The 25173-nt window shown below is 71.9% G+C and carries 24 protein-coding genes and 1 tRNA gene; 21 read left to right on the top strand and 4 right to left on the bottom strand.

Going from position 1 to position 25173, the window contains the following annotated elements; all coding sequences use genetic code 11:
• Positions 1–186 precede the first annotated feature (186 nt).
• From ACFVN5_RS19115 to ACFVN5_RS19100, 4 genes are read left to right on the top strand one after another with little or no spacing between them, the layout of a single operon-like run.
• Entirely contained in the window at positions 187–618 is a 432-nt protein-coding gene (locus ACFVN5_RS19115) for a hypothetical protein (RefSeq protein WP_376957398.1), read from the top strand.
• Complete coding sequence (locus ACFVN5_RS19110; RefSeq protein WP_376957396.1) at positions 612–845, top strand: helix-turn-helix transcriptional regulator; 234 nt, start codon at positions 612–614, stop codon at positions 843–845. The genes ACFVN5_RS19115 and ACFVN5_RS19110 overlap by 7 nt, the downstream gene beginning before the upstream one ends.
• Positions 842–1900 (top strand): NAD(P)-dependent alcohol dehydrogenase, encoded by a 1059-nt coding sequence (locus ACFVN5_RS19105; protein ID WP_376957394.1) that lies wholly within the window; start codon positions 842–844, stop codon positions 1898–1900. Before ACFVN5_RS19110 ends, ACFVN5_RS19105 begins: the two co-directional genes overlap by 4 nt.
• The gene (locus tag ACFVN5_RS19100) at positions 1897–2865 is read left to right on the top strand and encodes an NAD(P)-dependent alcohol dehydrogenase (protein WP_376957392.1); all 969 of its coding nucleotides are present in this window, start codon (positions 1897–1899) and stop codon (positions 2863–2865) included. The genes ACFVN5_RS19105 and ACFVN5_RS19100 overlap by 4 nt, the downstream gene beginning before the upstream one ends.
• Before the next feature lie 31 nt (positions 2866–2896).
• Here the strand turns inward: ACFVN5_RS19100 and ACFVN5_RS19095 are convergent, their stop codons facing one another.
• Together ACFVN5_RS19095 and ACFVN5_RS19090 are read right to left on the bottom strand one after the other, a co-directional pair.
• Positions 2897–3865, bottom strand: a complete 969-nt coding sequence (locus tag ACFVN5_RS19095) for a YeiH family protein (protein WP_376957400.1) — start codon at positions 3863–3865, stop codon at positions 2897–2899.
• 17 nt (positions 3866–3882) lie between these two features.
• On the bottom strand, positions 3883–5622 hold the full coding sequence (locus tag ACFVN5_RS19090; RefSeq protein ID WP_376957390.1) for a dolichyl-phosphate-mannose--protein mannosyltransferase: 1740 nt from the start codon (positions 5620–5622) through the stop codon (positions 3883–3885).
• 68 nt (positions 5623–5690) lie between these two features.
• Between ACFVN5_RS19090 and rsmI the strand changes: the two genes are divergently transcribed.
• The 12 genes from rsmI to ACFVN5_RS19030 all read left to right on the top strand — a co-directional run bounded on the left by rsmI (position 5691) and on the right by ACFVN5_RS19030 (position 18373).
• Positions 5691–6509 carry a 16S rRNA (cytidine(1402)-2'-O)-methyltransferase gene (gene rsmI / locus ACFVN5_RS19085; RefSeq protein ID WP_376957388.1) on the top strand — a complete coding sequence of 273 codons (819 nt, stop codon included), beginning with the start codon at positions 5691–5693 and terminating at the stop codon, positions 6507–6509.
• A gap of 179 nt (positions 6510–6688) precedes the next feature.
• Positions 6689–7756, top strand: a complete 1068-nt coding sequence (locus ACFVN5_RS19080; protein ID WP_376957386.1) for an NADP-dependent oxidoreductase — start codon at positions 6689–6691, stop codon at positions 7754–7756.
• Positions 7757–7867: 111 nt separating this feature from the next.
• Entirely contained in the window at positions 7868–9427 is a 1560-nt protein-coding gene (gene metG / locus ACFVN5_RS19075) for a methionine--tRNA ligase (RefSeq protein WP_376957385.1), read from the top strand.
• A gap of 117 nt (positions 9428–9544) precedes the next feature.
• Positions 9545–10486 carry a TatD family hydrolase gene (locus tag ACFVN5_RS19070; protein WP_376957383.1) on the top strand — a complete coding sequence of 314 codons (942 nt, stop codon included), beginning with the start codon at positions 9545–9547 and terminating at the stop codon, positions 10484–10486.
• The gene (rsmA, locus tag ACFVN5_RS19065) at positions 10483–11370 is read left to right on the top strand and encodes a 16S rRNA (adenine(1518)-N(6)/adenine(1519)-N(6))-dimethyltransferase RsmA (RefSeq protein WP_376957381.1); all 888 of its coding nucleotides are present in this window, start codon (positions 10483–10485) and stop codon (positions 11368–11370) included. Before ACFVN5_RS19070 ends, rsmA begins: the two co-directional genes overlap by 4 nt.
• Before the next feature lie 70 nt (positions 11371–11440).
• Positions 11441–11980, top strand: a complete 540-nt coding sequence (locus ACFVN5_RS19060; protein ID WP_376957379.1) for a DUF4287 domain-containing protein — start codon at positions 11441–11443, stop codon at positions 11978–11980.
• Positions 11981–12031: 51 nt separating this feature from the next.
• Positions 12032–12964: a 4-(cytidine 5'-diphospho)-2-C-methyl-D-erythritol kinase gene (locus tag ACFVN5_RS19055; RefSeq protein ID WP_376957377.1), complete on the top strand. Its 933-nt coding sequence runs from the start codon at positions 12032–12034 to the stop codon at positions 12962–12964.
• A 12-nt stretch (positions 12965–12976) separates the two neighbouring features.
• Entirely contained in the window at positions 12977–14890 is a 1914-nt protein-coding gene (locus tag ACFVN5_RS19050; protein ID WP_376957375.1) for an ABC-F family ATP-binding cassette domain-containing protein, read from the top strand.
• Positions 14891–15170: 280 nt separating this feature from the next.
• Positions 15171–16064 (top strand): MetQ/NlpA family ABC transporter substrate-binding protein, encoded by an 894-nt coding sequence (locus tag ACFVN5_RS19045; RefSeq protein WP_376957373.1) that lies wholly within the window; start codon positions 15171–15173, stop codon positions 16062–16064.
• A gap of 90 nt (positions 16065–16154) precedes the next feature.
• The gene (locus ACFVN5_RS19040; RefSeq protein WP_376957371.1) at positions 16155–17183 is read left to right on the top strand and encodes a methionine ABC transporter ATP-binding protein; all 1029 of its coding nucleotides are present in this window, start codon (positions 16155–16157) and stop codon (positions 17181–17183) included.
• The gene (locus ACFVN5_RS19035) at positions 17183–17842 is read left to right on the top strand and encodes a methionine ABC transporter permease (protein ID WP_376957370.1); all 660 of its coding nucleotides are present in this window, start codon (positions 17183–17185) and stop codon (positions 17840–17842) included. The genes ACFVN5_RS19040 and ACFVN5_RS19035 overlap by 1 nt, the downstream gene beginning before the upstream one ends.
• 93 nt (positions 17843–17935) lie before the next feature.
• On the top strand, positions 17936–18373 hold the full coding sequence (locus tag ACFVN5_RS19030; RefSeq protein WP_376957368.1) for a hypothetical protein: 438 nt from the start codon (positions 17936–17938) through the stop codon (positions 18371–18373).
• A gap of 20 nt (positions 18374–18393) precedes the next feature.
• On the opposite strand, the gene ACFVN5_RS19025 is transcribed toward ACFVN5_RS19030, so the two are convergent.
• Positions 18394–19791: a DUF222 domain-containing protein gene (locus tag ACFVN5_RS19025; RefSeq protein WP_376957366.1), complete on the bottom strand. Its 1398-nt coding sequence runs from the start codon at positions 19789–19791 to the stop codon at positions 18394–18396.
• 314 nt (positions 19792–20105) lie between these two features.
• Between ACFVN5_RS19025 and ACFVN5_RS19020 the strand changes: the two genes are divergently transcribed.
• The gene (locus ACFVN5_RS19020) at positions 20106–20270 is read left to right on the top strand and encodes a hypothetical protein (RefSeq protein ID WP_376957364.1); all 165 of its coding nucleotides are present in this window, start codon (positions 20106–20108) and stop codon (positions 20268–20270) included.
• Positions 20271–20279: 9 nt separating this feature from the next.
• On the opposite strand, the gene ACFVN5_RS19015 is transcribed toward ACFVN5_RS19020, so the two are convergent.
• Positions 20280–20771, bottom strand: coding sequence for a MarR family winged helix-turn-helix transcriptional regulator (locus tag ACFVN5_RS19015; RefSeq protein ID WP_376957362.1), 492 nt, complete (start codon positions 20769–20771; stop codon positions 20280–20282).
• Positions 20772–20912: 141 nt separating this feature from the next.
• On the opposite strand from ACFVN5_RS19015, the gene ACFVN5_RS19010 reads away from it, so the two are divergent.
• The 4 genes from ACFVN5_RS19010 (at position 20913) to ACFVN5_RS18995 (ending at position 25168) form a co-directional block, all read left to right on the top strand.
• Positions 20913–20984: transfer RNA gene (locus ACFVN5_RS19010), tRNA-Gln, on the top strand.
• Between the two features lies 1 nt (position 20985).
• On the top strand, positions 20986–22443 hold the full coding sequence (gene glmU, locus ACFVN5_RS19005; RefSeq protein WP_376957360.1) for a bifunctional UDP-N-acetylglucosamine diphosphorylase/glucosamine-1-phosphate N-acetyltransferase GlmU: 1458 nt from the start codon (positions 20986–20988) through the stop codon (positions 22441–22443).
• Between the two features lie 36 nt (positions 22444–22479).
• Positions 22480–23457 carry a ribose-phosphate diphosphokinase gene (locus ACFVN5_RS19000; protein WP_376957358.1) on the top strand — a complete coding sequence of 326 codons (978 nt, stop codon included), beginning with the start codon at positions 22480–22482 and terminating at the stop codon, positions 23455–23457.
• A gap of 10 nt (positions 23458–23467) precedes the next feature.
• Positions 23468–25168 (top strand): long-chain-fatty-acid--CoA ligase, encoded by a 1701-nt coding sequence (locus ACFVN5_RS18995; RefSeq protein WP_376957356.1) that lies wholly within the window; start codon positions 23468–23470, stop codon positions 25166–25168.
• Positions 25169–25173: the final 5 nt, after the last annotated feature.

Here is a 25173-nt window from a genome sequence, read left to right as displayed (position 1 = left end):
TCACGCTGGTCGAGGCATGCCTATCCCCCGCTGCTGGGCCCGTGCGGTTGCCGGGGGGGTGCGCCGCGGCATCCGCTCGCCCGCGGCATCCGCTCGATCGTCGCATCGCGTGTAAAGAATGCTTGACACGGTGTCGCGTTTGGTTGACACTGACCATGTCAAACATTGTTTACCTGAGGAGGGGGCATGTCCTACGAGGAGAAGGGGACCTGGGTCTACCTGGTCATCGCCGTCGTCGGCTACACCGTCTACCTCTCGCTGCTGCTGCCCCAATTGATCGGCGGGGTCCCGGTGGCCGACGTCGACTACGTGCCGATCATGCTCTGGACGATCGGCGGTGCGATCGTCGTGACGATCGTGCTGCGGATCCTCGTCGAGATCGTGTTCCCGAGCGAGAGCACCAGGGGCGACATCCGCGACAAGGAGATCGACCGGCTGGGCACCCGGGTCGGCAGCTCGTTCGTCGTGATCGGCGCGCTCGGCGCCCTCGTGCTCGCGATGCTCGAGGCCGACTGGTTCTGGATCGCGAACGTCATCTACCTGTGCTTCGTGCTCTCGGCGCTGCTCGAGAGCATCACGCGGCTCGTCGCCTACCGCAGGGGCGTGCCGACATGGTGAAGCCCACGCGCGTCACGAACGACCTCCGCGCGCTGCGGTTCCGCCACGGCGAGATGACCCAGGCCGAGCTGGCGCAGCGCCTCGGGGTGACCCGCCAGACCGTCATCGCCATCGAGCAGGGACGCTACTCGCCGTCGCTCGAGATGGCCTTCCAGATCGCGCGGGTGTTCGGGGTCCCGCTCGACGACGTGTTCCAGTACCCCGAGGTCGAGGAGACGAAGCGATGAGGGCAGCGAGGTTCGACCGGTACGGACCGGCCGAGGTGATCCGGATCGAGGAACGGGCCGTTCCCGAGGTCGGCGACAGTGACGTCCTGGTGCGGGTGGATGCCTCGGCGGTCGGCGTCACCGACGCGGTGAGCCGCTCGGGCACCCCGTGGTTCGCCCGCCTGTTCTTCGGGCTGCGGCGCCCCAAGTACCCGCTGCTCGGCACGGAGTTCGCGGGCACGGTCGAGCGCGTCGGCCCCGGCGTGACGCGCTTCGCGCCGGGCGACCGGGTCTTCGGCGCCGCCGAGGTGGGCGCGGGCGCGACCGCCGAGTACGTCGTGGTCGGCGAGCACGCCGCCGTCGCGCATGCACCCGACGGCCTGGATGCCGCGCACGCCGTCGCGACGGTCGACGGCTTCCTGACCGCCCTGCCGTTCCTGCGCGACGCGGGGGAGGTGCGACCGAGGCAGTCCGTGCTCGTGAACGGCGCCTCGGGCACGGTCGGCTCGGCCGCGGTGCAGCTCGCGAAGCACCTCGGGGCATCCGTCACGGCCGTCACGAGCGGTCCGAACGCGGAGCTCGTGCGCTCGCTCGGCGCCGACCGCGTCATCGACTACACCCGCCAGGACTTCACGACCGAGCGCGACGCCTACGACGTGATCTTCGACGCGGTCGGCAAGCGCTCGTTCGGCGCCTGCCGCCGCGCGCTCACGGCACACGGCATCTACCTCACGACCGTGCCGACCGGGGCGATCATGCTGCAGACACCGTGGACCCGCCTCTTCCGGGGCGGGCGGCGCGCGGCCATCGCGTTCACCGGCCTGCGCGACTCCCGCACGAAGGGCGTCGAGCTCGAGCAGCTCGCCGCCCTCGTGGAGTCGGGCGCGTTCGTGCCGGTCGTCGACCGGATCCTGCCGCTCGACGAGCTCGTCGCCGCGCACCGCCGCGTCGAGGGCGGGCACAAGGTGGGCAGTGTCGTGATCGCGATCACGGATGCCGCGGGGCCGGCCGACGCGTCGGCCGCCGACGCGGCAACGGCCGATGATTCGCGCGAGGCGAACGGCGCCCCCGCGTGAGGGCCGTGGTGCAGCACCGCTACGGCGGACCCGAGGTGCTCGAGCTCGCCGAGGTCGAAACTCCCGAGCCGGCCGCCGACGAGGTGCTCATCCGCGTCGACGCGGTCGCCGTGAGCGCGGGCGACGTGTTCCTCGTGCACGGCGAGCCGCGCATGGTGCGGCTCGCGTTCGGGCTCTCGCGTCCGAGGCGGCCGGTGCCCGGCCGCGACGTCGCGGGGGAGGTCGTCGCGGTCGGATCGGCGGCCAAACGGTTCCGCGTCGGCGACCGCGTGTACGCGGAGTCCGACCAGGGCGGCTGGGCCGAGCTCGTCACGGTGCCCGAGCGGTTCGTGGCGAAGCGGCCCTCGTCGATCGACGCGGTGCACGCCGCCGCGGTGCCGGTGTCGGGCACGACCGCGCTGCAGGGACTGCGGCTCGCGGGGGTCCGTCCCGCGCAGCACGTGCTCGTGAACGGGGCGTCGGGCGGAGTCGGCGGCTTCGTCGTGCAGCTGGCCAAGGCGATGGGCGCCGAGGTCACGGGCGTCTGCCGCGGCGCCAAGGCCGACCACGTCCGCGCCATCGGCGCCGACCACGTCATCGACCACACCGCCGAGGACTTCACCGTGCACGAGGGCCGCTACGACGTCGTGTTCGACCTCGTCGCCGACCACTCCCTCGGCCGCACGCGCCGGGCGCTGCGACGCGGTGGCACGCTCGTGCTGTCCTCGGGCCGCGGCGGCCGCGTGTTCGGGCCGCTCTGGCGCATCGCCGCGGCATCCTTCACCTCGCCGTTCGTGCCGCAGCACCTGCGCACCCTTGCGGCGAAGCGTGACGGCGACGACCTCGCCGAGCTCACCCGGCGCATCGACGCGGGCGAGGTGCGGCCGGTCGTCGACGCGGTGTTCCCGCTCGAGCGGGCGGCCGAGGCCGTCGCCCGGTTCGAGGCCGGCGACGTGCGCGGCAAGCTCGTGTTCGCCGTGCGCTGAGCGGCGCGAACGCTGGTCGTCCCCGCGCCGCTCAGCCCAGCAGCACCGCGCCGTAGGCGAGCGCCGCGACGAGCACCCACGAGGTGAGGCCGACCACGAGGGCGCGCCATCCGGTGCGCACGAGCTCGACCACGCGGATCGACGCCCCGAGCGCGAACAGCGCCGTCGCGAGCAGCGCGGTCTGCGCGACGTCGGCGCCCGCGAGCAGCCACTCGGGCAGCGGCACGAACGAGTTGAGCAGCACCGCCGCGAGGAAGGCGGCGATGAACAGCGGCACGATCGGCGGGCGCGGGCCGGTCGGCTCGATCGCGCGTCGCCGCTCGACCGCGGCGGTGATCGCGACCATCGGCGCCAGCATGAGCACGCGCGTGAGCTTCACGACGACCGCGACCGCGAGCGCCGCCGGCCCGGCGAGCTGCGCCGTCGCCACGACCTGCCCGACGTCGTGCACGCCCGCGCCGACCCAGTGCCCGAATCCCGTCGCCGAGAGCCCGAGCGGATGCCACAGTGCGGGCAGCACGGCGATCGCGAGCGTGCCGCACAGCGTCACGAGCGCAACGGGCACGGCCTGCTCCTCGTCGCGGGCGCGCACGGTCGCGCCCATCGCGCCGATCGCGGAGGCGCCGCAGATCGCGAACCCGCTCGCCACGAGCACCGGCTGGTGGCCGGGCAGCCCGAGCGCCCGGCCGAGCCCGATCGTGCCGGCGAACGTCAGCACGACGACCGCGATCGTCGTCAGGATGGTGATCCAGCCGAGGCCGGCGATGTCGACGAGGCTGAGCTTCAGGCCGAGCAGGACGATGCCGAGGCGGAGCAGGCGGCGCGCGGCGAGCTGCATCCCCGGCGCGAGGCGGCCGGCGAGCGCGGGCTGCAGCGCGGGCACCTGGCCGACCACGATCCCGAGTGCCACCGCGGCCGTGAGGATCGGCACGGCCGGCACGGCGAGGTGCACGAGCCACGCCACGAGCGCCGCGGATGCCGCGACGGCGAGTCCCGGCATCCGTTCGCGCACCGGGCTCACGTCGCCCAGGCGGGCGTCCAGAAGTGGAGCTGCCGGAACTCGGGCGTGACCGGCACGGCGGTCCAGATCGGGTAGTAGAACGCCGAGATGAGCAGGGCGAAGCCGAGGAAGATCGCCACGATGGCGATCCCGCGTTCTCGGCGCCATCGCACGTCGTCGCGTCGGCCGAGGATGATCATGAGCACGGCCGTGAGCGCCAGCATCGTGTAGGGCTGGAACGCGATCGAGTAGAACTGGAACACCGTGCGGTCGAGGTAGGCGAGCCACGGCAGGTACCCCGCCGCGAGGCCGAGCAGGACGAGGCCGACCTGCCACTCCCGGTAGCGCACCAGCCGGTACAGGAGGTAGAGGCACGCGAGCGCGGCCGCCCACCAGATGAGCGGGTTGCCGATGCCGATGATCGACTCCCAGCAGGTCGCGGCGCCGCATCCGCCCGACCCGTCGTCGGTCGCCGAGAAGTACATGTTCGTGGGCTTGACCATGATGAGCCAGGTCAGCGGGTTCGCCTGCGACGGATGCGTGGCGTGCACGCCGATGTGGTACGTGTACGCGGACTGGTGGTAGTGCCACAGGCTCTGCAGCGCGTGCGGCACCCAGGCGAGCCAGCCGGTGGCCGCGTTCTCGGGCTCGTCGGCCCAGTGCCGGTAGTAGCCGCCGTCGGTCGTGAGCCAGCCCGTCCACGACGCGAGGTACACGGCGAGGGCGACCGGCACCATCAGCAGGAACGTCACCGGCCCCTGCTTCAGCACCGCGCCCGTGAGCCAGAACGGCACGCCCGAGCGCCGGCGCGCGAGGGCGTCGACGACGATGAGGTAGAGCCCGAACGCGGCGAGGAACCACGCGCCCGACCACTTCACGGCGCACGCCGCGCCGAACGCGACGCCCGCCGCGACCACCCACGGCCGCGCCCAGAGCGCGGGCCCGTAGTGCGGATCGCGCCCCTGCGCGCGGGCATCCTCCAGCCGCCGGGCGAGCTCCCGCGCGGCGTACTCGCGATCGAGCAGCACGAACCAGAAGCCGAGCAGCGCGAACAGCATGATCCAGTTGTCGAGCAGCGCCACGCGCGACATCACGATGGCGTTGCCGTCGATCGCGAGCAGGAACGCCGCGATCACCGCGACGATCGTCGACGGCCAGAGCCGTCGCGCGACCATCGCCAGGATGAACACCGCGGCGGTGCCCGCGAGCGCCGTGGTCGCCCGCCACCAGAACGCGCTGTCGGCGCCGAAGACGGCCATGCCGAGCGAGATCATCCACTTGCCGAGCGGCGGATGCACCACGTAGGCCGGGTCCGTCGTGAAGATGTCGGTGTCGCCGCGGGCGAAGTCCGCGTCGGCGTTCTCGGGCCAGGCCGACTCGTAGCCGTTGTGGAGCAGCGTCCACGCGTCCTTCACGTAGTACGTCTCGTCGAACACGATCGCCTGCGGGTGCCCGAGGTTCCAGAACCGCAGCACGGCGGCGAGCAGCGTGACGAGGATCGGCCCGCCCCAGTACCAGAGGGTGCGGCGTCGCGGCGTCGAGAGCACGCGACCCCACCACCGGTCGAGCGGCGTGCCGCGTTCGACGTCGGCGGCGGCGTGGGCGGGGGTGCCGGCGCCCTCGGCGTCGGGCGCGGTCGGTGCAGGGGGCGTGTCGTCGCCGGAGGCGTCGGTCTCTGCCGCGCCCTCGGGATGCTCCGCCGGGTCGTCGCCTGCACGCGATTCGCGCGCGTCGGCGGCGCCGGTCTCAACACCCATGCGCCCCAGAGTAATCGCGCGAACCGTGCCCTCCACCCTCGGGGACGGGCATGGGGGACACTGGGGGCATGATCATCCTCGCGGCGACGCCCATCGGCAACCTCGGCGACGCGTCGGCGCGCCTCCGCGAGGCGCTCGAGCAGGCCGCCGTCGTGGCATCCGAGGACACCCGCGTGACGCAGCGACTGCTCGCCGGGCTCGGCATCGCCAACCGGCCGCGCCTGATCGCGCTGCACGAGCACAACGAGCGGCAGAAGGCCGCCGACCTCGTCGAGCTCGCGCGCGATCAGGATCTGCTCGTGCTCTCCGACGCGGGCATGCCGACCGTCTCCGACCCGGGCTTCCCGCTCGTGCAGGCCGCGGTCGCCGGGGACGTCGAGGTGACCGCGATCCCCGGTCCGTCGGCCGTGATCACCGCGCTCGCCGTCTCGGGCCTGCCGACCGACCGGTTCGCGTTCGAGGGGTTCCTGCCGCGCAAGGCGGGCGACCGCGCGCGCCGCCTCGCGGAGCTCGCGGGCGACCGCCGCACGCTCGTGTTCTTCGAGGGGCCGTCGCGCCTGGCCGTGAGCCTCGAGGCGCTCGCCGACGCGTTCGGCGCCGATCGCCCGGCCGCGGTGTGCCGGGAGCTCACCAAGCTGCACGAGGAGGTCCGCCGCGGCGGCCTCGGCGAGCTCGCCGCATGGGCCGCCGACGGCGTGCGGGGCGAGATCTGCATCGTCGTCGGCGGCGCGCCCGAGGGGCCGGCGGATGCCGCGGGGGCCCTCGACCGCGTGCTCGAGCTCGCGGCATCCGGCACCCGCCTGAAGGACGCCGCGGCGCTCGTGGCCGCCGAGAGCGGGCTCGGCAAGCGGGACCTGTACGAGGCGGCGCTCGCGGCCCGTAAGTAGCGCGCTGCGGGCGTCGCCGGGCTCGACTGAGCACCGGCGCGCGCCGATGCGCACCCGCACGACGTTCAACCAGGGGCTGAACCGCATCTGGACGCTCCCTGAATGTTCCACCGCTGTCCCCCCATCAGGGGGACAATGGCAGTACCGCACAACGGTGGAGGTGCCACATGGCGCACGCAGTGAGGTTCGCAGCATTCGGGGGCCCTGAAGTGCTGGAGGTCGTCGAGATGCCGACGCCCGAAGCGGGGCCGGGCGAGGTGCTCGTCGAGGTGTTCGCGACGGGCTTGAACCCCGTCGAGAGCGCGATCCGTCGCGGCGACCACCCCGAGCGCTGGCCGGTCGAGCTCCCGGCGACCGAGGGACGCGACCTCGCCGGCGTGGTGATCTCGACGGGGCCCGGCGCCGAGCGATTCTCGCGGGGCGACGAGGTCATGGGCTTCGTCTCGCACGGCGCGCAGGCGACGCACGTCGTCGTGCCCGAGGGCAACCTCATGCCGCGTCCGCCCGCGCTCTCGTGGGAGGTGGCGGGGTCGCTGTACACCGCGGGCACGATGGCGTGGAGCGCCGTCGAGGGCCTGCAGCTCGGCCCGAGCGACACGGTGGTCGTGACCGCGGCGGCCGGCGGCGTCGGATGCCTCGCGGCCCAGTTCGCCCGCATGCGCGGCGCCACCGTGGTGGGCACGAGCGTCGAGACCCGCTTCGACTTCCTCCGCCAGTTCGGCATCATCCCGACCGGCTACGGCGAGGGCCTCGCCGAGCGGGTGCGCCTGCTGACGCCCGGACCCGTGACCGCGTTCCTCGACTTCCTCGGCGGGCAGACCGCCGCCGCACGGGAGCTCGGCGTCCACCCGTCGCGCGTGCTGACGGTGCTCGACTGGGACGCCGTCGACGAGCACGGCGTCATGCACGTCTCACCGGGCGACGTGGTCGCCCTCGGGCGGGTCGCCGCGCTCGCGGCGGCACGACGCATCCGCCTGCCCATCGCCGACGTGTTCCCGCTCGACGCCGTCGCCGACGCGTACCGCGCGCTCGAGAAGCGCGAGGCGCCCGGCAAGATCGTGCTCGGCCTCCGGGTCGTCGGCTACGCCGGGCAGCGCGTGCAGGAGCCCGAGCTCAAGGAGCAGGACGTGACCCTCGGCGTGCTCACCCCGCACGCGCACATGGACGTGGAGGAGGCCGTGCCGCCCGCCGTGGGCGACGGCAGCGTCCGGCGCCGGCACCGGGAGGAGCGCGCCAGGAACGCGTGAGCGGAGGGGCCGAACGCGCCGCGCGCCCAGCAGCGGGGCGGCACCGCGGGCGAGTCCGCCCGGGGCGTAACCCGGCGCTGGTGGCATCCGCGCGCCCATAGGATTGAGCGCATGGCCGACGCCTCCTCGTTCTACATCACCACGCCCATCTTCTACGTGAACGACGTGCCCCACATCGGGCACGCGTACACGGAGGTGGCGGCCGACGTGCTGGCGCGCTGGCACCGCCAGGCCGGCGAGGACACGTGGTCGCTCACGGGCACCGACGAGCACGGCCAGAAGATCCTCCGCACCGCGACGGCCAACGGCGTGACGCCGAAAGAGTGGGCCGACCGCCTCGTCGACGAGGCGTGGAAGCCGCTGCTCGAGACCATCGACATCGCGAACGACGACTTCATCCGCACGACCGACGAGCGGCACGAGGTCAACGTGCAGCGCTTCCTGCAGAGGCTCTACGACGAGGGCCACATCTACACGGGCGAGTACGAGGGCTACTACTGCGTCGGCTGCGAGGAGTACAAGCAGCAGTCCGAGCTCGTCGAGGGCACGGGCGAGTACGAGGGCCAGCTCGTCTGCGCCATCCACTCGAAGCCCGTCGAGCTGCTGCACGAGAAGAACTACTTCTTCCGGATGTCCGCCTTCGCCGACAAGCTGCTCGCGCTCTACGAGGAGCAGCCCGACTTCGTGCAGCCCGAGTCGGCGCGCAACGAGGTCGTCTCGTTCGTGCGTCAGGGCCTCGCCGACCTCTCGATCTCGCGCTCGACGTTCGACTGGGGCGTGAAGGTCCCGTGGGACGACACGCACGTCGTCTACGTGTGGTTCGACGCGCTGCTCAACTACGTCACCGCGGTCGGCTACGGGCAGGACGAGGCGGAGTTCGCGCGCCGCTGGCCCGCCCAGCACATCGTCGGGAAGGACATCCTGCGGTTCCACGCGGTGATCTGGCCGGCCATGCTCATGGCGGCCGGCCTCGAGGTGCCCCGCGGCGTGTTCGGCCACGGCTGGCTCCTCGTCGGCGGCGAGAAGATGTCGAAGTCCAAGCTCACGGGCATCGCGCCGTCGCAGATCACCGAGACGTTCGGCTCCGACGCGTTCCGGTTCTACTTCCTCTCCGCGATCCACTTCGGACAGGACGGCTCGTTCTCGTGGGAGGACCTCGCCGCGCGCTACCAGGCGGAGCTCGCCAACGGCTTCGGCAACCTCGCGTCGCGCGTCGTCGCCATGATCACGCGCTACTGCGACGGCGTCGTGCCCACGGCAGCCGAGCTCTCGGCCGCCGATCACGAGATCGCGGCCATCGAGCAGCGGGCGACGGATGCCTCGTGGTCGGCCGTGAACCGGCTCGCGATCCACGAGGCGATCGCCGCCGCGTGGGAGCTCGTCGACGCCCTCAACGGCTACCTGACCGTCGAGGAGCCGTGGACGCTCGCGAAGGACCCGCACCAGCGCGCCCGCCTCGAGACCGTGCTCGCCACCGCGTACCACGGCCTCGGCACGCTCGCGGTGCTGCTCTCGCCCGTGCTCCCGGAGGCGACCGCGAAGCTGTGGACGGCGCTCGGCGCGCCCGGCACCGTGCAGGAGCAGCGCATCGACCGCGCGAACGAGTGGACCGTCGGCGAGCGCGTGTGGCCGCTCCAGGCGCTGTTCCCGCGCGTCGAGGTCGCCGAGTGACGTGCTCCGCTCGTCGAGGAGCGCCGCGCGGTGCGCGACGCGTATCGAGACGCGGCACGCAAGGTCTCGATACGGCTGCTTCGCTGCCGACTCGACCACCGGGATCCTCGAAGCGCGATGACTGACCACCTCCGCACCCGCTCCGACCCTTCGACGGGCTCAGGGGCCAGGGCGTACCCGCCGCCGCCCGAGCCGCTCGCCGTCGGCGTCTACGACAACCACACGCACCTCGAGGTCGCCGACGGCCCCCCTTCGACAGGCTCAGGGACCGCGGGCTCAGGGACCGTGGGCATGTCGGTCCACGAGCACCTCGAGCGCGCGGCATCCGTCGGCGTCGTGGGCGCCGTGCAGGTGGGCACGGATGTCGCGACGAGCCGCTGGTCGGCCGACCTCGCCGAGCGCGAGCCGCGCCTGCTCGCGGCCGTGGCCCTGCACCCGAACGAGGCGCCCGAGCTCGAGGCGGCCGGCACGCTCGACGATGCGCTCGCGGTGATCGACGAGCTCGCCGCGCGTCCGCGCGTGCGCGCCGTCGGCGAGACCGGGCTCGACTTCTACCGCACGGGCGAGGGCGGCCGCGGCGCCCAGTTCCGCTCGTTCGAGGCGCACATCGACATCGCGAAGCGGCACGGCGTCGCGCTGCAGATCCACGACCGCGACGCGCATGACGAGGTGCTCGAGACCCTCCGGCGCGTCGGCGCCCCCGAGCGCACGGTGTTCCACTGCTTCTCGGGCGGCGAGGAGCTCGCGACGACCGCGGCCGACGCCGGCTGGTACCTCTCCTTCGCCGGCAACGTGACCTTCAAGAACGCAGAGAACCTGCGCGAGGCGCTGCGGGTCGCGCCGCTCGACCGCATCCTCGTCGAGACGGATGCCCCGTACCTCACGCCCGTGCCGCTGCGCGGGCGTCCGAACGCGCCCTACCTGGTGCCGCACACGATGCGGTTCATGGCCGAGGTGCTCGGCGCCGACCTCGACGAGCTCTGCGCGCGGGTCGCCGCAAATACCGAGCGCGTGTACGGCTCGTGGGATGATGTGCCCATGGGGGAGACCAGGGCGTGAACGCCCATCGCCATGCGGCGGACGGCGACGAGCCGGCTCCGCGCCTGCTCGGTCCTGCGGAGATCCGCGACCTCGCCGAGCTCCTCGACGTGACGCCGACGAAGAAGCTCGGCCAGAACTTCGTGCACGACGGCAACACCGTCCGCCGCATCGTGCAGACCGCGGGCGTGCAGCCCGGCGAGACGGTGCTCGAGATCGGACCGGGCCTCGGGTCGCTCACGCTCGGGCTGCTCGAGGCCGGGGCATCCGTCGTCGCCGTCGAGATCGACCGGCGCCTCGCCGAGCAGCTGCCGCACACCGTGAGCATCATGCAGCCGGGGCGCTCGCTGACGGTCGTGCACGACGACGCGCTGCGGGTCACGGAGCTGCCGGGCGAGCCGGTGCGGCTCGTGGCCAACCTGCCCTACAACGTCTCGGTGCCCGTGCTGCTGCACCTGCTCGAGCACTTCCCGTCGCTGCGGGCCGGCATCGTGATGGTGCAGGCCGAGGTCGGTCAGCGCCTCGCGGCCGACCCCGGATCGAAGGTCTACGGCGCGCCGAGCGTCAAGGCCGCGTGGTACGGCGATTGGCGCCTCGCCGGACAGGTGTCCCGCATGGTGTTCTGGCCCGTGCCGAACGTGGACTCGGTGCTCGTCGGCTTCGAGCGCGACGAGGAGCCCGGCACCGAGGCGGAGCGGCGCGCGACGTTCGCGCTCGTCGACGCGGCCTTCCAGCAGCGCCGCAAGATGCTCCGGCAGGCGCTCTCGAGTGTGCTCGGCGGTTCCTCGGCGGCCGCCGCGGCGGCGCTGGAGCGGGCCGGTGTCGACCCGCAGACCCGCGGCGAGCAGCTGCGCGTCGAGGACTTCCTCGCGATCGCCCGGGCGTCGGAGACGGCGCGAGCCTGACGCCGGCGCGTCGGTCGGATGCCGCTGCGAGCGCCTTCCGCGCCTCGAGCGACCGCACTACCGTTGAGCCATGAGCACGCCGGTGGGCAGCAACGCCGAGGGCGTCGGCGACGACGCCGTGCGCGCGGCGACGGGCCGGGATCGCGCCGAGTGGTTCGCGCTCCTCGACGAGGCGGGTGCCGCGACGTGGACGCACCGGGAGGTCGCGACCTGGCTCGTGCGGGAGCACGGCGTCGACGGCTGGTGGGCGCAGGGCGTCACGGTCGGGTACGAGCAGGCACGCGGCATCCGCCGACCGGGCCAACGGCAGGACGGCACGTTCGAGGCGAGCGTGAGCCGCAGGGTCGACCTCGCGCCGACCGACGCGCTGCGGGCGCTCGCCGCGGTGGTGACGCTCCGGCTCGACGTGGATCCGCTCGCGCTCAACCTCACCGCGAAGCATCCGACGGCCCGGTTCCCGCTCGAGGGCGGCGAGTACGTGCTCGCGACGGTCAGCCCGGTCGCCGGCGGTCGCTCGTCGATCGGCCTCACATGGGGCCGGATGCCCGACGAGACGCGGCTCGCCGAGGTCAAGGACCGCATGCGCGAGTACCTGCGATCGGTCGGCTGACCCGCTGCACGAGCCCGCCTCGGCGCCGAGGCCGTGGGATAGCGTGGCTTCATGACGATCGCGGCGACCGACGAGGCAGTGCACGTCCGGGCGCCCGGCAAGGTCAACCTCTTCATGCGGGTGGGCGAGGTGCAGCCCGACGGCTACCACGACGTCGCCACCGCGTACCAGGCCGTCTCGCTCTACGAGGACGTGAAGGCCTGGCCCGACGACGAGTTCAGCGTCACGTTCGGCGGCAGCATCGACACGTCGAGCCTGCCGACGGATGCCTCGAACCTCGCGATCAAGGCAGCGAAGCTGCTCGCGCGCACCGCCGGCGTGCCCGGCGGCGTGCACCTCGAGATCGAGAAGCACGTGCCCATCGCGGGCGGCATGGGCGGCGGGTCGGCGGATGCCGCGGCGACCCTCGTCGCCTGCGACGCGATGTGGGGCACCGCGCTCTCGAAGGACGAGCTGCACGCGCTCGCGGCGAAGCTCGGCGCCGACGTGCCCTTCGCCCTCACGGGCGGTACCGCGATCGGCACGGGACGCGGCGACCGGCTCAGCCCGGCGCTCGCCACCGGATCGTTCCACTGGGTGCTCGCGGTCGCGGAGTTCGGGCTCTCGACGCCCGGCGTCTACCGGGAGCTCGACCGCCGCCGCGAGACCGATCCGCTCCTGAACGCGCCCACGTCGTCGCCGACGGTCGACACGGCCGTGCTGCAGGCGCTTCGGGCCGGCGACGCGCACCTGCTCGCCGACGCGCTGCACAACGACCTGCAGGCCGCCGCGCTCGGGCTCGCGCCGGGACTCGGCGGCATCCTCGAGCTCGGCGAGACGCACGGCGCGATCGCAGGACTCGTCTCGGGCTCGGGTCCCACGGTCGCGTTCCTCGCCGAGGACGCCGACACGGCCCTCGAGCTCCAGGTCGCGCTCTCGGCCGCGCGCCTCAACGCGGTGCACGTGCACGGGCCCGTCTACGGCGCCCGCATCGTGCACGCGTAGGCTCGTCGGGACATGGCACACCTCCTCGGCGCTGAGCGCCTGCACCTCGAGTTCCCGACGCGCACGGTCTTCGACGAGGTCACCCTCGGCATCGACGAGGGCGACCGCATCGGCGTCGTCGGCCGCAACGGCGACGGCAAGTCGACCCTGCTGAAGCTGCTGGCGACGCGGCTCGAGCCCGACGGCGGGCGGGTCACGCACCGCCGCGGCATCCGGATCGGGATGCTCGACCAGGCCGACGCGGTCGACCCGGGCCACACGGTCGCGGAGGCCGTCGTGGGCGGCATCGAGGAGCACGTGTGGGCGGGCGACGCGAAGGTGCGCGACGTGATCGGCGGCCTGCTCGCCGACGTCCCGTGGCAGGCGCAGGTCTCGAGCCTCTCGGGCGGCCAGCGCCGGCGCGTCGCGCTCGCGGCCCTGCTCATCGGCGACTGGGACGTCGTGTTCCTCGACGAGCCCACGAACCACCTCGACGTCGAGGGCATCGCCTGGCTCGCGCAGCACCTGAAGGCCCGATGGGCGACGGATGCCGGTGCGCTCGTCGTCGTGACGCACGACCGCTGGTTCCTCGACGAGGTGTGCACCGCCACGTGGGAGGTGCACGACGGCATCGTCGAGCCGTTCGAGGGCGGCTACGCCGCGTACGTGCTGCAGCGCGTGGAGCGCGACCGGATGGCCGCGGCATCCGAGGCCAAGCGGCAGAACCTCATGCGCAAGGAGCTCGCCTGGCTGCGCCGCGGCGCGCCGGCGCGCACCTCGAAGCCGAAGTTCCGCATCGAGGCGGCGAACCAGCTCATCGAGAACGAGCCGCCCGCGCGCAACGCGATCGAGCTCAACCGGCTCGCGGTGTCGCGCCTCGGCAAGGACGTCGTCGACCTGCTCGACGTGTCCGTCGTCTATCCGGTGGCGGATGCCGCGCCCGAGGCGCCCGACACGAAGACCGTGCTGCACGACGTCGAGTGGCGCATCGCGCCGGGGGAGCGCACCGGCATCCTCGGCGTGAACGGCGCGGGCAAGTCGACGCTGCTCGGACTCGTCACCGGTGCGGTCGAGCCGACGACCGGACGGGTGAAGCGCGGGAAGACCGTGAAGATCGCGACGCTGAGCCAGGAGCTCGCCGAGCTCGCGGAGTGGAGCGAGCAGCGCGTGAGCGCCGTCGTCGCGGAGCAGCGCACCGCCTACAAGATCGGCGAGGGCTCGAAGGCGGTCGAACTCACGCCGGGCCAGCTGCTCGAGCGGCTCGGGTTCACGAACGCGCAGCTCTCGACGCCCGTGAAGAACCTGTCGGGCGGCCAGAAGCGACGACTGCAGCTGCTGCTGATCCTGCTCGCCGAGCCGAACGTGCTCATCCTCGACGAGCCCACGAACGACCTCGACACCGACATGCTCGCGGCGATCGAGGACCTGCTCGACTCCTGGCCGGGCACGCTGCTCGTCGTGAGCCACGACCGGTACCTCATCGAGCGCGTCACCGATCGGCAGTTCGCGATCCTCGACGGCCACCTGCGCGACCTCCCGCGCGGCGTCGACCAGTACCTCGAGCTGCGGCGGCAGGCGCAGCTCGCCCCATCCGGTGGTCCCTCCGCTGGTCGAGTAGCCACCGAAGGCGGCGTATCGAGACCCGTCGGGAACTCCGGCCTCGATACGCGGCCGGCTTCGCCGGGCGCTCCTCGACCACCGGTCACCGCAACACCCGCGCTCGCCGGCGCCGAGCGCCGCGCGGCCGAGAAGGAGCTGTCCTCGATCGACCGCCGGCTCGAGAAGCTGCAGTCGCAGATCGCGGAGCAGCACGAGCGCCTCGCCCGCCACGACCAGAGCGACTACGTGGGACTGGGGACGCTCGGCGACGAGCTCGCGGGGCTCGAGGCATCCGTGGCGGAGCTCGAGACGCGCTGGCTCGAGGTGTCGGAGGCGCTCGAGGGCTGAGCTCGAGCCCGCCAAGAACGTCGCCCGCTAGCACGACGCGGACGAACGGTGTTCGGTTGTGTCGCAGCATCCGTCGTAACACAGCTTCACATCCGCAGGAACTGTGACCGATCGTGACCCCGCTGGCGTGAGGCCGAAGATCCTTCGCCTAACGTGGAGGTGCGCGCGCGTTCGCGGCATCGAAGCCCCCACCGTTCACCGACCGTGGCGGAGCCATGCCTGCTCCACTGCACACCAGCACCCTGGACGCGCGCGCCCATGCGAAAGGGAGTCCACCGGAATGTCACGCACCAGCACCAAGATCCTCGGCGCCCTCGCGGCCCTGCCCCTCATCGCCGGCCTCGCCGCCTGCGCCACGCCCGCGGCCGGGGAGACGGCCGACGACGTCGTGAAGATCGGCGTCGTCGGGAAGGGCGACCCGCAGTGGGCCGCCTTCGAGGAGGCCGCCGCCGACGAGGGCATCCAGATCGAGATCGTCGACTTCGCCGACTACGCGCAGCCGAACCCCGCCCTCACCGAGGGCGAGCTCGACCTGAACCAGTTCCAGCACATCGTGTACCTGGCCGACTACAACGTGTCGGCGGGCGAGGACCTCGCCCCGATCGGCTCGACGGCCATCTACCCCCTGGGGCTGTACTCGCTGAAGTACGACTCCGTGAAGGACATCCCCGCCGGCGAGACGGTCGCCGTGCCGAACGACGCGTCGAACCAGGCCCGCGCGCTGCTCGTGCTGCAGTCGGCCGGCCTCATCGAGCTGAAGAGCGGCGGCACGATCTTCTCCGACCTCGCCGACATCGACGAGGCGAAGTCGAAGGTCGAGGTCACCGCGCTCGAGGCGTCGCTCACCCCGACGTCCCTGCCCGACGTCGCCGCGGCGATCATCAACAACGACTTCGTCGAGGACACCGGTCTCACGTTCGACGACGCGATCGCGAAGGACGACCCGAGCGACCCGAACGCGCTGCCGTACGTCAACATCTTCGCGGCGCGCGCCGAGGACAAGGACAACGAGACCTACCTGAAGCTCGTCGACATCTTCCAGACCGACCCCGACGTGCAGCGCGCGCTCGTCGACGCGTCGGGCGGCACGGGCGTGCCGATCGTCACCCCGGTGAAGGACCTCGAGGACTCGCTCGCCAAGGTCGAGGCCGACACGAAGTCCGCCAAGGGCTGACGCCGCACACGATCCACGATCGATCGCCACGAGCGGGCGGTGGGCGCCGATCCGGCCCACCGCCCGTCGCGGCGTGCGGAAGGAGCATCCATGGCCCTCGTGAGCCTCACCAACGTGACCAAGAGCTACCCCTCGCCCGAGCGCGGCGGCGCCCCGGTGGTCGCCGTCGACGACGTCTCGCTCGACATCGAGCCCGGTGACGTCTACGGCATCATCGGCTACTCGGGCGCAGGCAAGTCCACGCTCGTGCGCCTCGTCAACGCCCTCGAGCCCGCGACGTCGGGCTCGATCACGGTCGACGGGCGCGACCTGACGACGATGCCCGAGCGCGAGCTCCGCGGCATCCGACTCGGCATCGGCATGATCTTCCAGCAGTTCAACCTGTTCGGGTCGAAGACGGTGCAGCAGAACGTCGCCTACCCGCTCAAGGTCGCGGGTGCGTCGAGGTCCGAGGTCGACGCCAGGGTCGCCGAACTGCTCGACTTCGTCGGCCTCGCCGACAAGGCGCGCAACTATCCCGACCAGCTCTCGGGCGGGCAGAAGCAGCGCGTCGGCATCGCGCGTGCCCTCGCCACGTCCCCGCGGCTGCTCCTCGCCGACGAGGCCACGAGCGCGCTCGACCCCGAGACGACGCACGAGGTGCTGCAGCTCCTCAAGCGGGTGAATCGCGAGTTCGGCGTGACGATCATCGTCATCACGCACGAGATGGACGTCATCCAGTCGATCGCGACGAAGGTCGCGGTCATGGACGGCGGCCGGGTGATCGAGCACGGCGACGTGTTCGACGTGTTCTCCGACCCGCAGAACCCGTCGTCGGCGCGGTTCGTGTCGACGGTCGTGAAGGGCATCCCGTCGCCGGCCGAGCTCGCCGTGCTGCGCGAGCGGCACGAGGGTCGCATCGTGACGATCTCGTTCCGCGACGGCGACGCGTCGCAGGCGGCGGTGTTCCTCGAGCTCGGCGCCGCGGGCCTCGAGTTCGAGCTCGTCTACGGCGGCATCAACGACATCCAGGGGCGCGCGTTCGGGCATCTCACGCTCGCGATCCGAGGCGCGGATGCCGCGATCGACGCCGCGCTCGCGAGTATCGGCTCGCGCGTCGACGTGACGGAGGCAGCCTGATGGATCGCCTGATCGAGCTTCAGGGCGAGTTCTGGGTCGCCGCCGTCGAGACCCTCTACATGGTGGGGCTCACGCTGCTGTTCGGCGGCATCGCGGGACTCCTGCTCGGCGTCGCCCTCTACACGACCCGCCCCGGCAGCCTGCTGTCGAACCGCGTCGTCTACAACGTGGTCAACGTCGTCATCAACTTCTTCCGGCCGATCCCGTTCATCATCTTCATCGCCGCGGTGCAGCCGCTCTCGCGGGTCGTGGTGGGCACCGGCATCGGCAACAACGCGCTCATCTTCGCGCTCTCGCTCGCCGCGTCGTTCGCGATCGCGCGCATCGTGGAGCAGAACCTGCTCACGGTGTCGCCGGGCGTGATCGAGGCGGCGCGCTCGATGGGAGCGGGCCCGATCCGCATCCTCGTGACCGTCGTGATCCCCGAGGCGCTCGGGCCGCTCATCCTCGGCTACACGTTCGTGCTCGTCGCGATCGTGGACATGACCGCGGTGGCCGGCCTCATCGGCGGCGGGGGACTCGGCACGTTCGCGCAGGTGTACGGTTACCGCCAGTTCGAGCCGGTGATCACGTGGGCCGCGGTGCTGCTCATCGTGGTGTTCGTGCAGGGCGTGCAGTTCCTCGGCAACTGGTTGGCGCGCAAGGTGCTGCGGCGGTGAGGAGTCGTCCTCCACACCTCGTGACGCGAGTGCTGGCTCCACCGAACCGCGCCTGAGCGCAGCCTCGGCCGGCGACCGTGGAACCTTCGGGGCATGACTCGACTCGACACGACCACCGACCGGACGCACCCGCCCATTCCCACCGACGAGGACATCCGGCAGCGCGTCGGCGACCTGCTGGACCGTGCGGTCCGCCGCCAGTGGTGGACCCTGTACCTCGACGACCAGGACGTGCAGCGGCCGGTGCTCATGCCCATGGCCGGTTACCCCGTGGATCCGCACGAACCGTGCGGCGCCGAGGGCACCATGGCCGAAGCCCTGGCGAATCGGCTCGCGAGCATCGTGGGTGAGATCGGCGCGGCGAAGGTCGTCTTCGTCTGGGAGCGCCCGGGGAGCGACGAGCTCACGTCCGGCGACCGGGAGTGGGCCGGCGCGCTCGGTGCAGCCTGTCGCGCGGCCGGCGTCGAGGTGCGGGCGCAGCTGATCCTGCACGACGGCGGCGTTCGGTGGATCGCTCTGGAGGACGTCTGAGCTCAGGAGCGTGCGGGAGTTCAGAACGGCGGGGTCTTGGGAGGCCTCCCACCCCGAGAACGGGCCGGGTCGACCGGATCGGGGCGCTCCGTTCGGGTCGGATCGGGCGCAGCTCGCGCCGGGATCCGGACCGACGGCCCGGTGACGTACTGACGACCGGCCGGGGAGCGCCACTCGAGTGTTCCGTGTTCGAGATGTCGCACCGACCAGGAGGACTCGTGCTTCAGGTGGTGGTGATACGGGCAGAGGTGCGCGAGGTTGTCGAAGCTCGTGCTGCCGAGGTCGGCCCAGCCTTCGGTGTGGTCGAGCTCGCATCGAGCGGCGCGACGGTTGCAGCCTGGGAACCGACAGGTCTCGTCGCGAACCCGCAGCCAACGGGCGAGGTCGGCGGGCGGGCGGTACGTGGTGCGGTCGACGTCGAGCACCGTGCCCGAAACCGGGTGGGTGAGGATGCGGGTGAAGGAGGGCGCCTGCGCTGCGAGGCGGCGGGCCATCTCAGGGTCGATCGGGCCGTAGCCCTCGAGGTCGGCGGGCGCGTCGTCGAGGCCGAGGAGCGTGAGCACCGGCACGGTCACGTGCACCGTCGGTCGAACCGTCGCCGCGGCGACGTGGAACGCCTCGCCGATCGGCGGGACGCCATGCAGCAGGAGGTCGCGTGCGACATCCGCACGGAGTTGATCGGGGGTGCGAGCATCGGCCACGGCCGACACCTCGCCTGTCTCGCCGGTCACATCGGCGGCCACCCGGTCGAGCCGGTTACGGATCAGCAACGCGTCGCTCGCCGGGAGGTGCAGGTGCAGCCAGGCCATGCCGTCGCGCGCGGGCTCGAGCTCGATGCGGCGTTCGGCGAGCGCATGTGCATGGCGTTCCTCGAGCGACTCCGCCTGCAGCGTCTCGCGCAGGCGTCGGGCGGCGCGACGGAGGCTCGCAGCCGTCATCGTCGCAGCGCGCTCGACGAGCTCGAGGTCGAGGCGAGCTCGCACCGAGCCATCTGCGACATCCCCGGTCTCGTCGATGACCACGCGCGCGTGCGACTCATCGATGTCGCCCAGGCGAAGGGCCGCGAGGGTCACGGGAAGCTGGTTCGCGAGCGTCCACGACTCCGACACGAGTCGCGTCATAGTGCGCTCCGGAATTCGCAGCGCCGTTGCGAGCTCGGCGATCACGGCACGTCGGGCGACCTCGCGCCGACGCTCGGGCGAGAGGGATGGCGCGGTGAAGGCATCGGCGCTGCGCATCGCGTAGTCGACGGCGAGATTGATCACGTCGACGCGCATCGCCGCCTGCATCGCTTCCAGCCGGCGTGCCTGGACCGCGGCGTCGACCAACCCGGCGAGGCCGTCTTGGGCGATCGCGAATGGCGACCGATTGGACGACTCGGAGCCCGTTTGCGGCGGGGCGGCGATCGCGATCGGCATGCTTCGATTCTACTGAAATTCGAACGTACGTTCGAGTGCTTGTGGAGAACTCGTGGTCGCGGCCGCATCGATCGCAGCGCGAACACTGCGCGAAGAACCGCGAAAAGGGTGCGTTTCCGAGGCCGCTCACGTGCGGAGGAGCTCAGTGCGAGCGAGCACGGTCGTCGACCGCCGGTGAGACGAGGAAGGTGGTGAGGGGTGGAAGGTCGGTGAGATGCGGAAGTCGGTGAGCTGCGGAAATCAGTGAGATGCGGACGCATTCTCCACCTCACGGGGGAGGCGGACCGCCGCCCGTCTCCCGCATGCTCTGGCGTATGAGCGAATCCATCTTCACGCCGGGAGCCGATGTGGTCACGGCCCGCGGACGCGGCACGGTCGTCGATGTCCGGGCCACACCCTCGGGCAAGTTCGTCTTCGGCGTCGAGGATGTCGACGGCGAAGTGACCTACTTCACCGAGAAGGCCGTCCGGCTCGCGTGACGCCAGCGCTCAGTCGAACCCGAGGCTGAGCTTGCGCAGCAGGCCCGCGAGCCGCTTCTGCTCCGCGGCCGGCAGGCTCTCGAGCAGCTCGGACTCGGCGTCGACGAGCCGCGTGATCGCGGCGTCGACGCGGGTGAGGCCGGCGGGGCTCATCTCGACGAGGATGCCGCGTCCGTCGTTCGGGTCGGTCTGGCGGGACACCAGCCCACGTTCCACGAGCCGGTCGATGCGGTTCGTCATCGTCCCGCTCGAGACGAGGGTCTGTTGCAGCAGCTGCTTCGGCGAGAGCCGGTAGGGCGTGCCCGCGCGCCGCAGGGCCGAGAGCACGTCGAACTCGGATGCCTCGAGCTCCGACCGCGCGAACGCCTGCCGCCGCGCCCGGTCGAGGTGCTTCGAGAGCCGCGCCACGCGCGAGAGCACCTGCAACGGCGCGAAGTCGAGGTCGGGACGCTCGCGCTCCCAGTCGCCCACGATCCGGTCGACCTCGTCAGCATCGGTCATCCCGCCATCATCCCACCGCCGGCGATGCGGCCGACGCCGAGCGGCGGCGTCCACGGCAGTCCACGGCGAGCGGATGCCGCAGGGCCGCGCCCGCGCGCCATGGCAGACTTGTGGGCGGCGCAGGGCCCGACTCCCGCGCAGTCCGCCATGGTGTAACGGCAGCACGACAGCCTTTGGAGCTGTGAGGACCAGGTTCGAATCCTGGTGGCGGAGCATGGACCAGCAACTCGCCATCATCGTGCTCGCCGCCGGCCAGGGCACCCGCATGAAATCCGCCACCCCGAAGCTCCTGCACCCGCTCGCAGGGTCGCCGATCGTAGCCCACGTGCTGCGTACGGCGCAGGCGCTCGACGCCGCGCACGTCATCGCCGTCGTGCGCCACGAGCGCGACGAGGTCGCCGCCGCCGTCGAGGCGACGCTGCCCGGCACGGTCGTCGTCGACCAGGACGAGATCCCCGGCACCGGACGTGCCGTCGAGCAGGCCGTCGCGGTCCTGCCCGACGACTTCGCGGGGGAGGTGCTCGTGCTCAACGGCGACGTGCCGCTCCTCGACGCCGACACGCTCGCCGCCTTCCTCGAGCGTCACCGCGGCCATGCCGCGCAGGCATCCGTGCTCTCGGCGTTCTACGACGACCCCACGGGGTACGGCCGCGTCGTGCGCGACGACCACGGCGCGTTCGACCGCATCGTGGAGCAGAAGGACGCCAGCGACGACGAGCGGGCGATCGACGAGATCAACGCCGGCATCTACGCGTTCGGCGCGGGCGCGCTGCGCGACCAGCTCGCGAACCTCACGACCGACAACGCGCAGGGCGAGAAGTACCTCACCGACGTGATCCAGCTGCTGCGTTCGGCGGGCTCCGAGGTCGAGGCGGTGCCGGTGTCCGAGCCGTGGCTCGTCGCGGGCATCAACGACCGCGCGCAGCTGTCCGAGACCGCGGCGCGCCTCAACGCGCTCATCGTGCGCGGCTGGCAGCTCGCCGGCGTCACGATCGAGGACCCGGCCACCACGTGGATCGACCTCGACGTGAAGCTCGAGCCCGACGTGACGATCCGCCCCGGCACGCAGCTCAAGGGCGCCACGGTCGTCGCGACCGGGTCCGTGATCGGCCCCGACACGACGCTCGTCGACTGCGAGGTCGGGCGGGGCGCCGAGGTGAAGCGCACGGATGCCACGTTGTCGGTCATCGGCGACGGGGCATCCGTCGGCCCCTTCTCGTTCCTGCGGCCCGGCACCGTGCTCGGCGCCGACGGCAAGATCGGCGCGTTCGTCGAGACGAAGAACGCGACCATCGGCGAGGGCAGCAAGGTGCCGCACCTGTCCTACGTCGGCGACGCCACGATCGGCGTGCACTCGAACATCGGCGCGGGCTCGATCTTCGCCAACTACGACGGCGTGCGGAAGCACCACTCCGAGGTGGGCTCGCACGTGCGCACCGGCTCGCACGGCGTCTTCGTCGCGCCCGTTAGGATTGCCGATGGGGCCTACACGGGCGCCGGCACGGTCGTCCGGAAGGACATCCCGGCCGGGGCGCTGGCCGTGAACGTGGCCCCGCAACGCAACATCGAGGGATGGGTCAGGAAGCATCGGCCCGGCACCGCGGCGGCACAGGCCGCCGAGGCCGCCGACGAGGCATCCGGCCCCGCTTCGGACGACGCAGCCACCGACTGACGCACGGCCCACGCGGGTGGAGAGGACACACACCACATGTCGGGAATCGAGACCACCGGATCGAAGCGCCTCGTGCTCGTCTCCGGACGGGCCCACCCCGAGCTCGCGGAGCAGATCGCGGAGGAGCTCGGCACCGAGCTCATGCCCACCGATGCGCGCACCTTCGCCAACGGGGAGATCTACGCCCGGTTCGACGAGAGCGTGCGCGGCACCGACGCCTTCGTGATCCAGTCGCACACGTCGCCCATCAACGAGTGGCTGATGGAGCAGCTCATCATGATCGACGCACTGAAGCGCGCGTCGGCCAAGCGCATCACGGTCGTCTCGCCGTTCTATCCCTACGCCCGGCAGGACAAGAAGGGCCGCGGCCGCGAGCCCATCTCGGCGCGACTCGTCGCCGACCTCTACAAGGCCGCCGGCGCCGACCGCATCATGTCGATCGACCTGCACGCGGCGCAGATCCAGGGCTTCTTCGACGGTCCCGTCGACCACCTCTTCGCGATGCCCGTGCTGCTGGAGCACTTCAAGGCGCGGCTCGACCCCTCGACCCTCACGGTCGTCTCGCCCGATATGGGCCGCGTGCGCGTCGCCGACATCTGGAGCGACAAGCTCGGCGTGCCCCTCGCGATCATCCACAAGCGCCGCGACCCGCTGGTGCCCAACCAGGTGTCGGTGCACGAGATCGTCGGAACCGTCGAGGGCCGCGTGTGCCTCCTCGTCGACGACCTCATCGACACAGGTCGCACGATCGTGAAGGCCGCGGAGGCGCTGAAGGCGAACGGCGCGATCGGCGTCGTCGTCGCCGCGACGCATGCGGTCTTCTCGAACCCCGCGGTGGAGATCCTGCAAAACGAGTCGATCGATGCCGTCGTCGTCACCGACACGCTCCCCATCCCGCCCGAGAAGCGCTGGGACCGCCTCACGGTGCTCCCCATCGCACCGCTGCTCGCCCGGGCGATCCACGAGGTGTTCGAGGATGGCTCGGTGACGAGCATGTTCGACGGCGCGGCCTAGGACGACGACGATGGCCATCTCGACTCCGCGTCCCTGGCTGGCCAGCTACGCCAACGGCGTGCCCGACGACATCGATCCGTTCGAGGGGTCCCTCTACGACCTCGTGCGCGGCTCGGTGGAGCAGTACGGCGGCAACGTCGCGCTCGAGTTCTTCGGCGCCACGACGACCTACTCCCAGCTCGGCGACCAGATCGAGCGCGCGGCCGAGGGCCTGCGGCTGATGGGCGTGCAGAAGGGCGACCCGGTCGCGATCGTGCTGCCGAACTGCCCGCAGCACGTCGTCGCCTTCTACGCGGTGCTGCGCCTCGGCGGAATCGTCGTGGAGCACAACCCGCTCTACACGCCGCGGGAGCTGCGCCACCAGTTCGAGGACCACGGCGCGCGCGTCGTGATCGCCTGGGACAAGGTGGTCGCCACGATCCAGGACTTCCCGCCCGATGTCGCGGTGCAGTCGATCGTCTCGGTCGACGTGACGCGGGCGATGCCATTCCTCACGCGGGCGATGCTGCGGCTGCCCATCGCGAAGGCGCGGGAGTCGCGGGCGGCGCTCACCACGAAGGTGCGCGGCACTACGCCGTGGCAGGAGCTCGTGGCATCCGCCCCCGTCGACGCCCACATCATCGGGCCCGAGGCCGCGGACATCGCGCTCATCCAGTACACGAGCGGCACGACCGGCTACCCCAAGGGCGCGGTGCTCACGCACGCGAATCTCGGCTCGAACGCCGCGCAGGCGCGCGCGTGGGTGCCGCAGGTCGAGCGCGGCACGTCGGTCGTCTACGCCGTGCTGCCGATGTTCCACGCCTACGGCCTCACGCTGTGCCTGACGTTCGCGATGAGCATGGGCTCGCGGCTCGTCCTGTTCCCGCGGTTCGACGCCGACCTCGTGCTGAAGGTCGTGAAGAAGCATCCGCCCACGTTCCTCCCCGCCGTGCCGCCGATCTATGACCGGCTCACGAAGGCCGCGGCGGCCGAGGCCGTGTCCCTCGAGGGCATCCAGATCGCCATCTCGGGCGCCATGCCGTTGTCGGCCGACGTCGTCGAGCCGTGGGAGGCCGCGACGGGCGGCTACCTCGTCGAGGGCTACGGGCTCTCGGAGACCTCGCCAGTGCTCATGGCCAACCCCGTCGCGCCCAACCGCAAGGCGGGCACGGTGGGGCTGCCGCTGCCGTCGACCGAGGTACGCGTCGTCGACCCCGACGAGCCCACCCGCGACCGCGAGCCGGGCGCCGAGGGCGAGCTCATCGTGCGCGGACCGCAGGTGTTCTCGGGGTACTGGCGCAAGCCCGAGGAGTCCGAGGCCGTCTTCGTGCCCGCCGACGACGGCGGCGCGGACTGGTTCCGCACGGGCGACATCGTGGCGATCGACGACGAGGGCTTCGTGCGCGTGGTCGACCGCATCAAGGAGCTCATCATCACGGGCGGCTTCAACGTCGCGCCGAGCGAGGTCGAGGAGGCGGTGCGCGCCCACCCCGACGTCGAGGACTGCGCCGTGGTCGGCCTGCCCGACGAGCACTCGGGCGAGCAGGTGGTCGCGGTCGTCGTGCTGAAGGACGGCGCGACGTTCGACGCCGCCGCGATCCGGGAGTTCGCGCGCGCCGGGCTGACGCCCTACAAGGTGCCCAAGCGCGTCGTGCAGGCCGACGACCTGCCGCGCTCGCTCATCGGCAAGGTCCTGCGCCGCCAGGTGCGCAACGGGCTGCTCGAGGGCTGAGCGCG

Source organism: Agromyces sp. NPDC057865, from assembly GCF_042796995.1.
Classification (GTDB): Bacteria; Actinomycetota; Actinomycetes; order Actinomycetales; family Microbacteriaceae; genus Agromyces.
Note: the sequence above shows the minus strand (reverse complement) of the source record. Positions and strands in the feature narration are given on the sequence as shown.

What these genes read in the sequence shown, in the direction of transcription:
- ACFVN5_RS19000 (WP_376957358.1), top strand. Translation starts at nt 22,480, where the DNA reads ATGTCGGGAATCGAGACCACCGGATCGAAGCGCCTCGTGCTCGTCTCC.
- ACFVN5_RS19070 (WP_376957383.1), top strand. Translation starts at nt 9,545, where the DNA reads ATGACTGACCACCTCCGCACCCGCTCCGACCCTTCGACGGGCTCAGGG.
- ACFVN5_RS19020 (WP_376957364.1), top strand. Translation starts at nt 20,106, where the DNA reads ATGAGCGAATCCATCTTCACGCCGGGAGCCGATGTGGTCACGGCCCGC.
- ACFVN5_RS19060 (WP_376957379.1), top strand. Translation starts at nt 11,441, where the DNA reads ATGAGCACGCCGGTGGGCAGCAACGCCGAGGGCGTCGGCGACGACGCC.
- ACFVN5_RS19045 (WP_376957373.1), top strand. Translation starts at nt 15,171, where the DNA reads ATGTCACGCACCAGCACCAAGATCCTCGGCGCCCTCGCGGCCCTGCCC.
- ACFVN5_RS19050 (WP_376957375.1), top strand. Translation starts at nt 12,977, where the DNA reads ATGGCACACCTCCTCGGCGCTGAGCGCCTGCACCTCGAGTTCCCGACG.
- ACFVN5_RS19105 (WP_376957394.1), top strand. Translation starts at nt 842, where the DNA reads ATGAGGGCAGCGAGGTTCGACCGGTACGGACCGGCCGAGGTGATCCGG.
- ACFVN5_RS19090 (WP_376957390.1), bottom strand. Translation starts at nt 5,622, where the DNA reads ATGGGTGTTGAGACCGGCGCCGCCGACGCGCGCGAATCGCGTGCAGGC.
- ACFVN5_RS19095 (WP_376957400.1), bottom strand. Translation starts at nt 3,865, where the DNA reads ATGCCGGGACTCGCCGTCGCGGCATCCGCGGCGCTCGTGGCGTGGCTC.
- ACFVN5_RS19030 (WP_376957368.1), top strand. Translation starts at nt 17,936, where the DNA reads ATGACTCGACTCGACACGACCACCGACCGGACGCACCCGCCCATTCCC.
- ACFVN5_RS19040 (WP_376957371.1), top strand. Translation starts at nt 16,155, where the DNA reads ATGGCCCTCGTGAGCCTCACCAACGTGACCAAGAGCTACCCCTCGCCC.
- metG (WP_376957385.1), top strand. Translation starts at nt 7,868, where the DNA reads ATGGCCGACGCCTCCTCGTTCTACATCACCACGCCCATCTTCTACGTG.
- rsmI (WP_376957388.1), top strand. Translation starts at nt 5,691, where the DNA reads ATGATCATCCTCGCGGCGACGCCCATCGGCAACCTCGGCGACGCGTCG.
- ACFVN5_RS19055 (WP_376957377.1), top strand. Translation starts at nt 12,032, where the DNA reads ATGACGATCGCGGCGACCGACGAGGCAGTGCACGTCCGGGCGCCCGGC.
- ACFVN5_RS18995 (WP_376957356.1), top strand. Translation starts at nt 23,468, where the DNA reads ATGGCCATCTCGACTCCGCGTCCCTGGCTGGCCAGCTACGCCAACGGC.
- ACFVN5_RS19115 (WP_376957398.1), top strand. Translation starts at nt 187, where the DNA reads ATGTCCTACGAGGAGAAGGGGACCTGGGTCTACCTGGTCATCGCCGTC.
- ACFVN5_RS19110 (WP_376957396.1), top strand. Translation starts at nt 612, where the DNA reads ATGGTGAAGCCCACGCGCGTCACGAACGACCTCCGCGCGCTGCGGTTC.
- ACFVN5_RS19025 (WP_376957366.1), bottom strand. Translation starts at nt 19,791, where the DNA reads ATGCCGATCGCGATCGCCGCCCCGCCGCAAACGGGCTCCGAGTCGTCC.
- ACFVN5_RS19035 (WP_376957370.1), top strand. Translation starts at nt 17,183, where the DNA reads ATGGATCGCCTGATCGAGCTTCAGGGCGAGTTCTGGGTCGCCGCCGTC.
- glmU (WP_376957360.1), top strand. Translation starts at nt 20,986, where the DNA reads ATGGACCAGCAACTCGCCATCATCGTGCTCGCCGCCGGCCAGGGCACC.
- ACFVN5_RS19015 (WP_376957362.1), bottom strand. Translation starts at nt 20,771, where the DNA reads ATGACCGATGCTGACGAGGTCGACCGGATCGTGGGCGACTGGGAGCGC.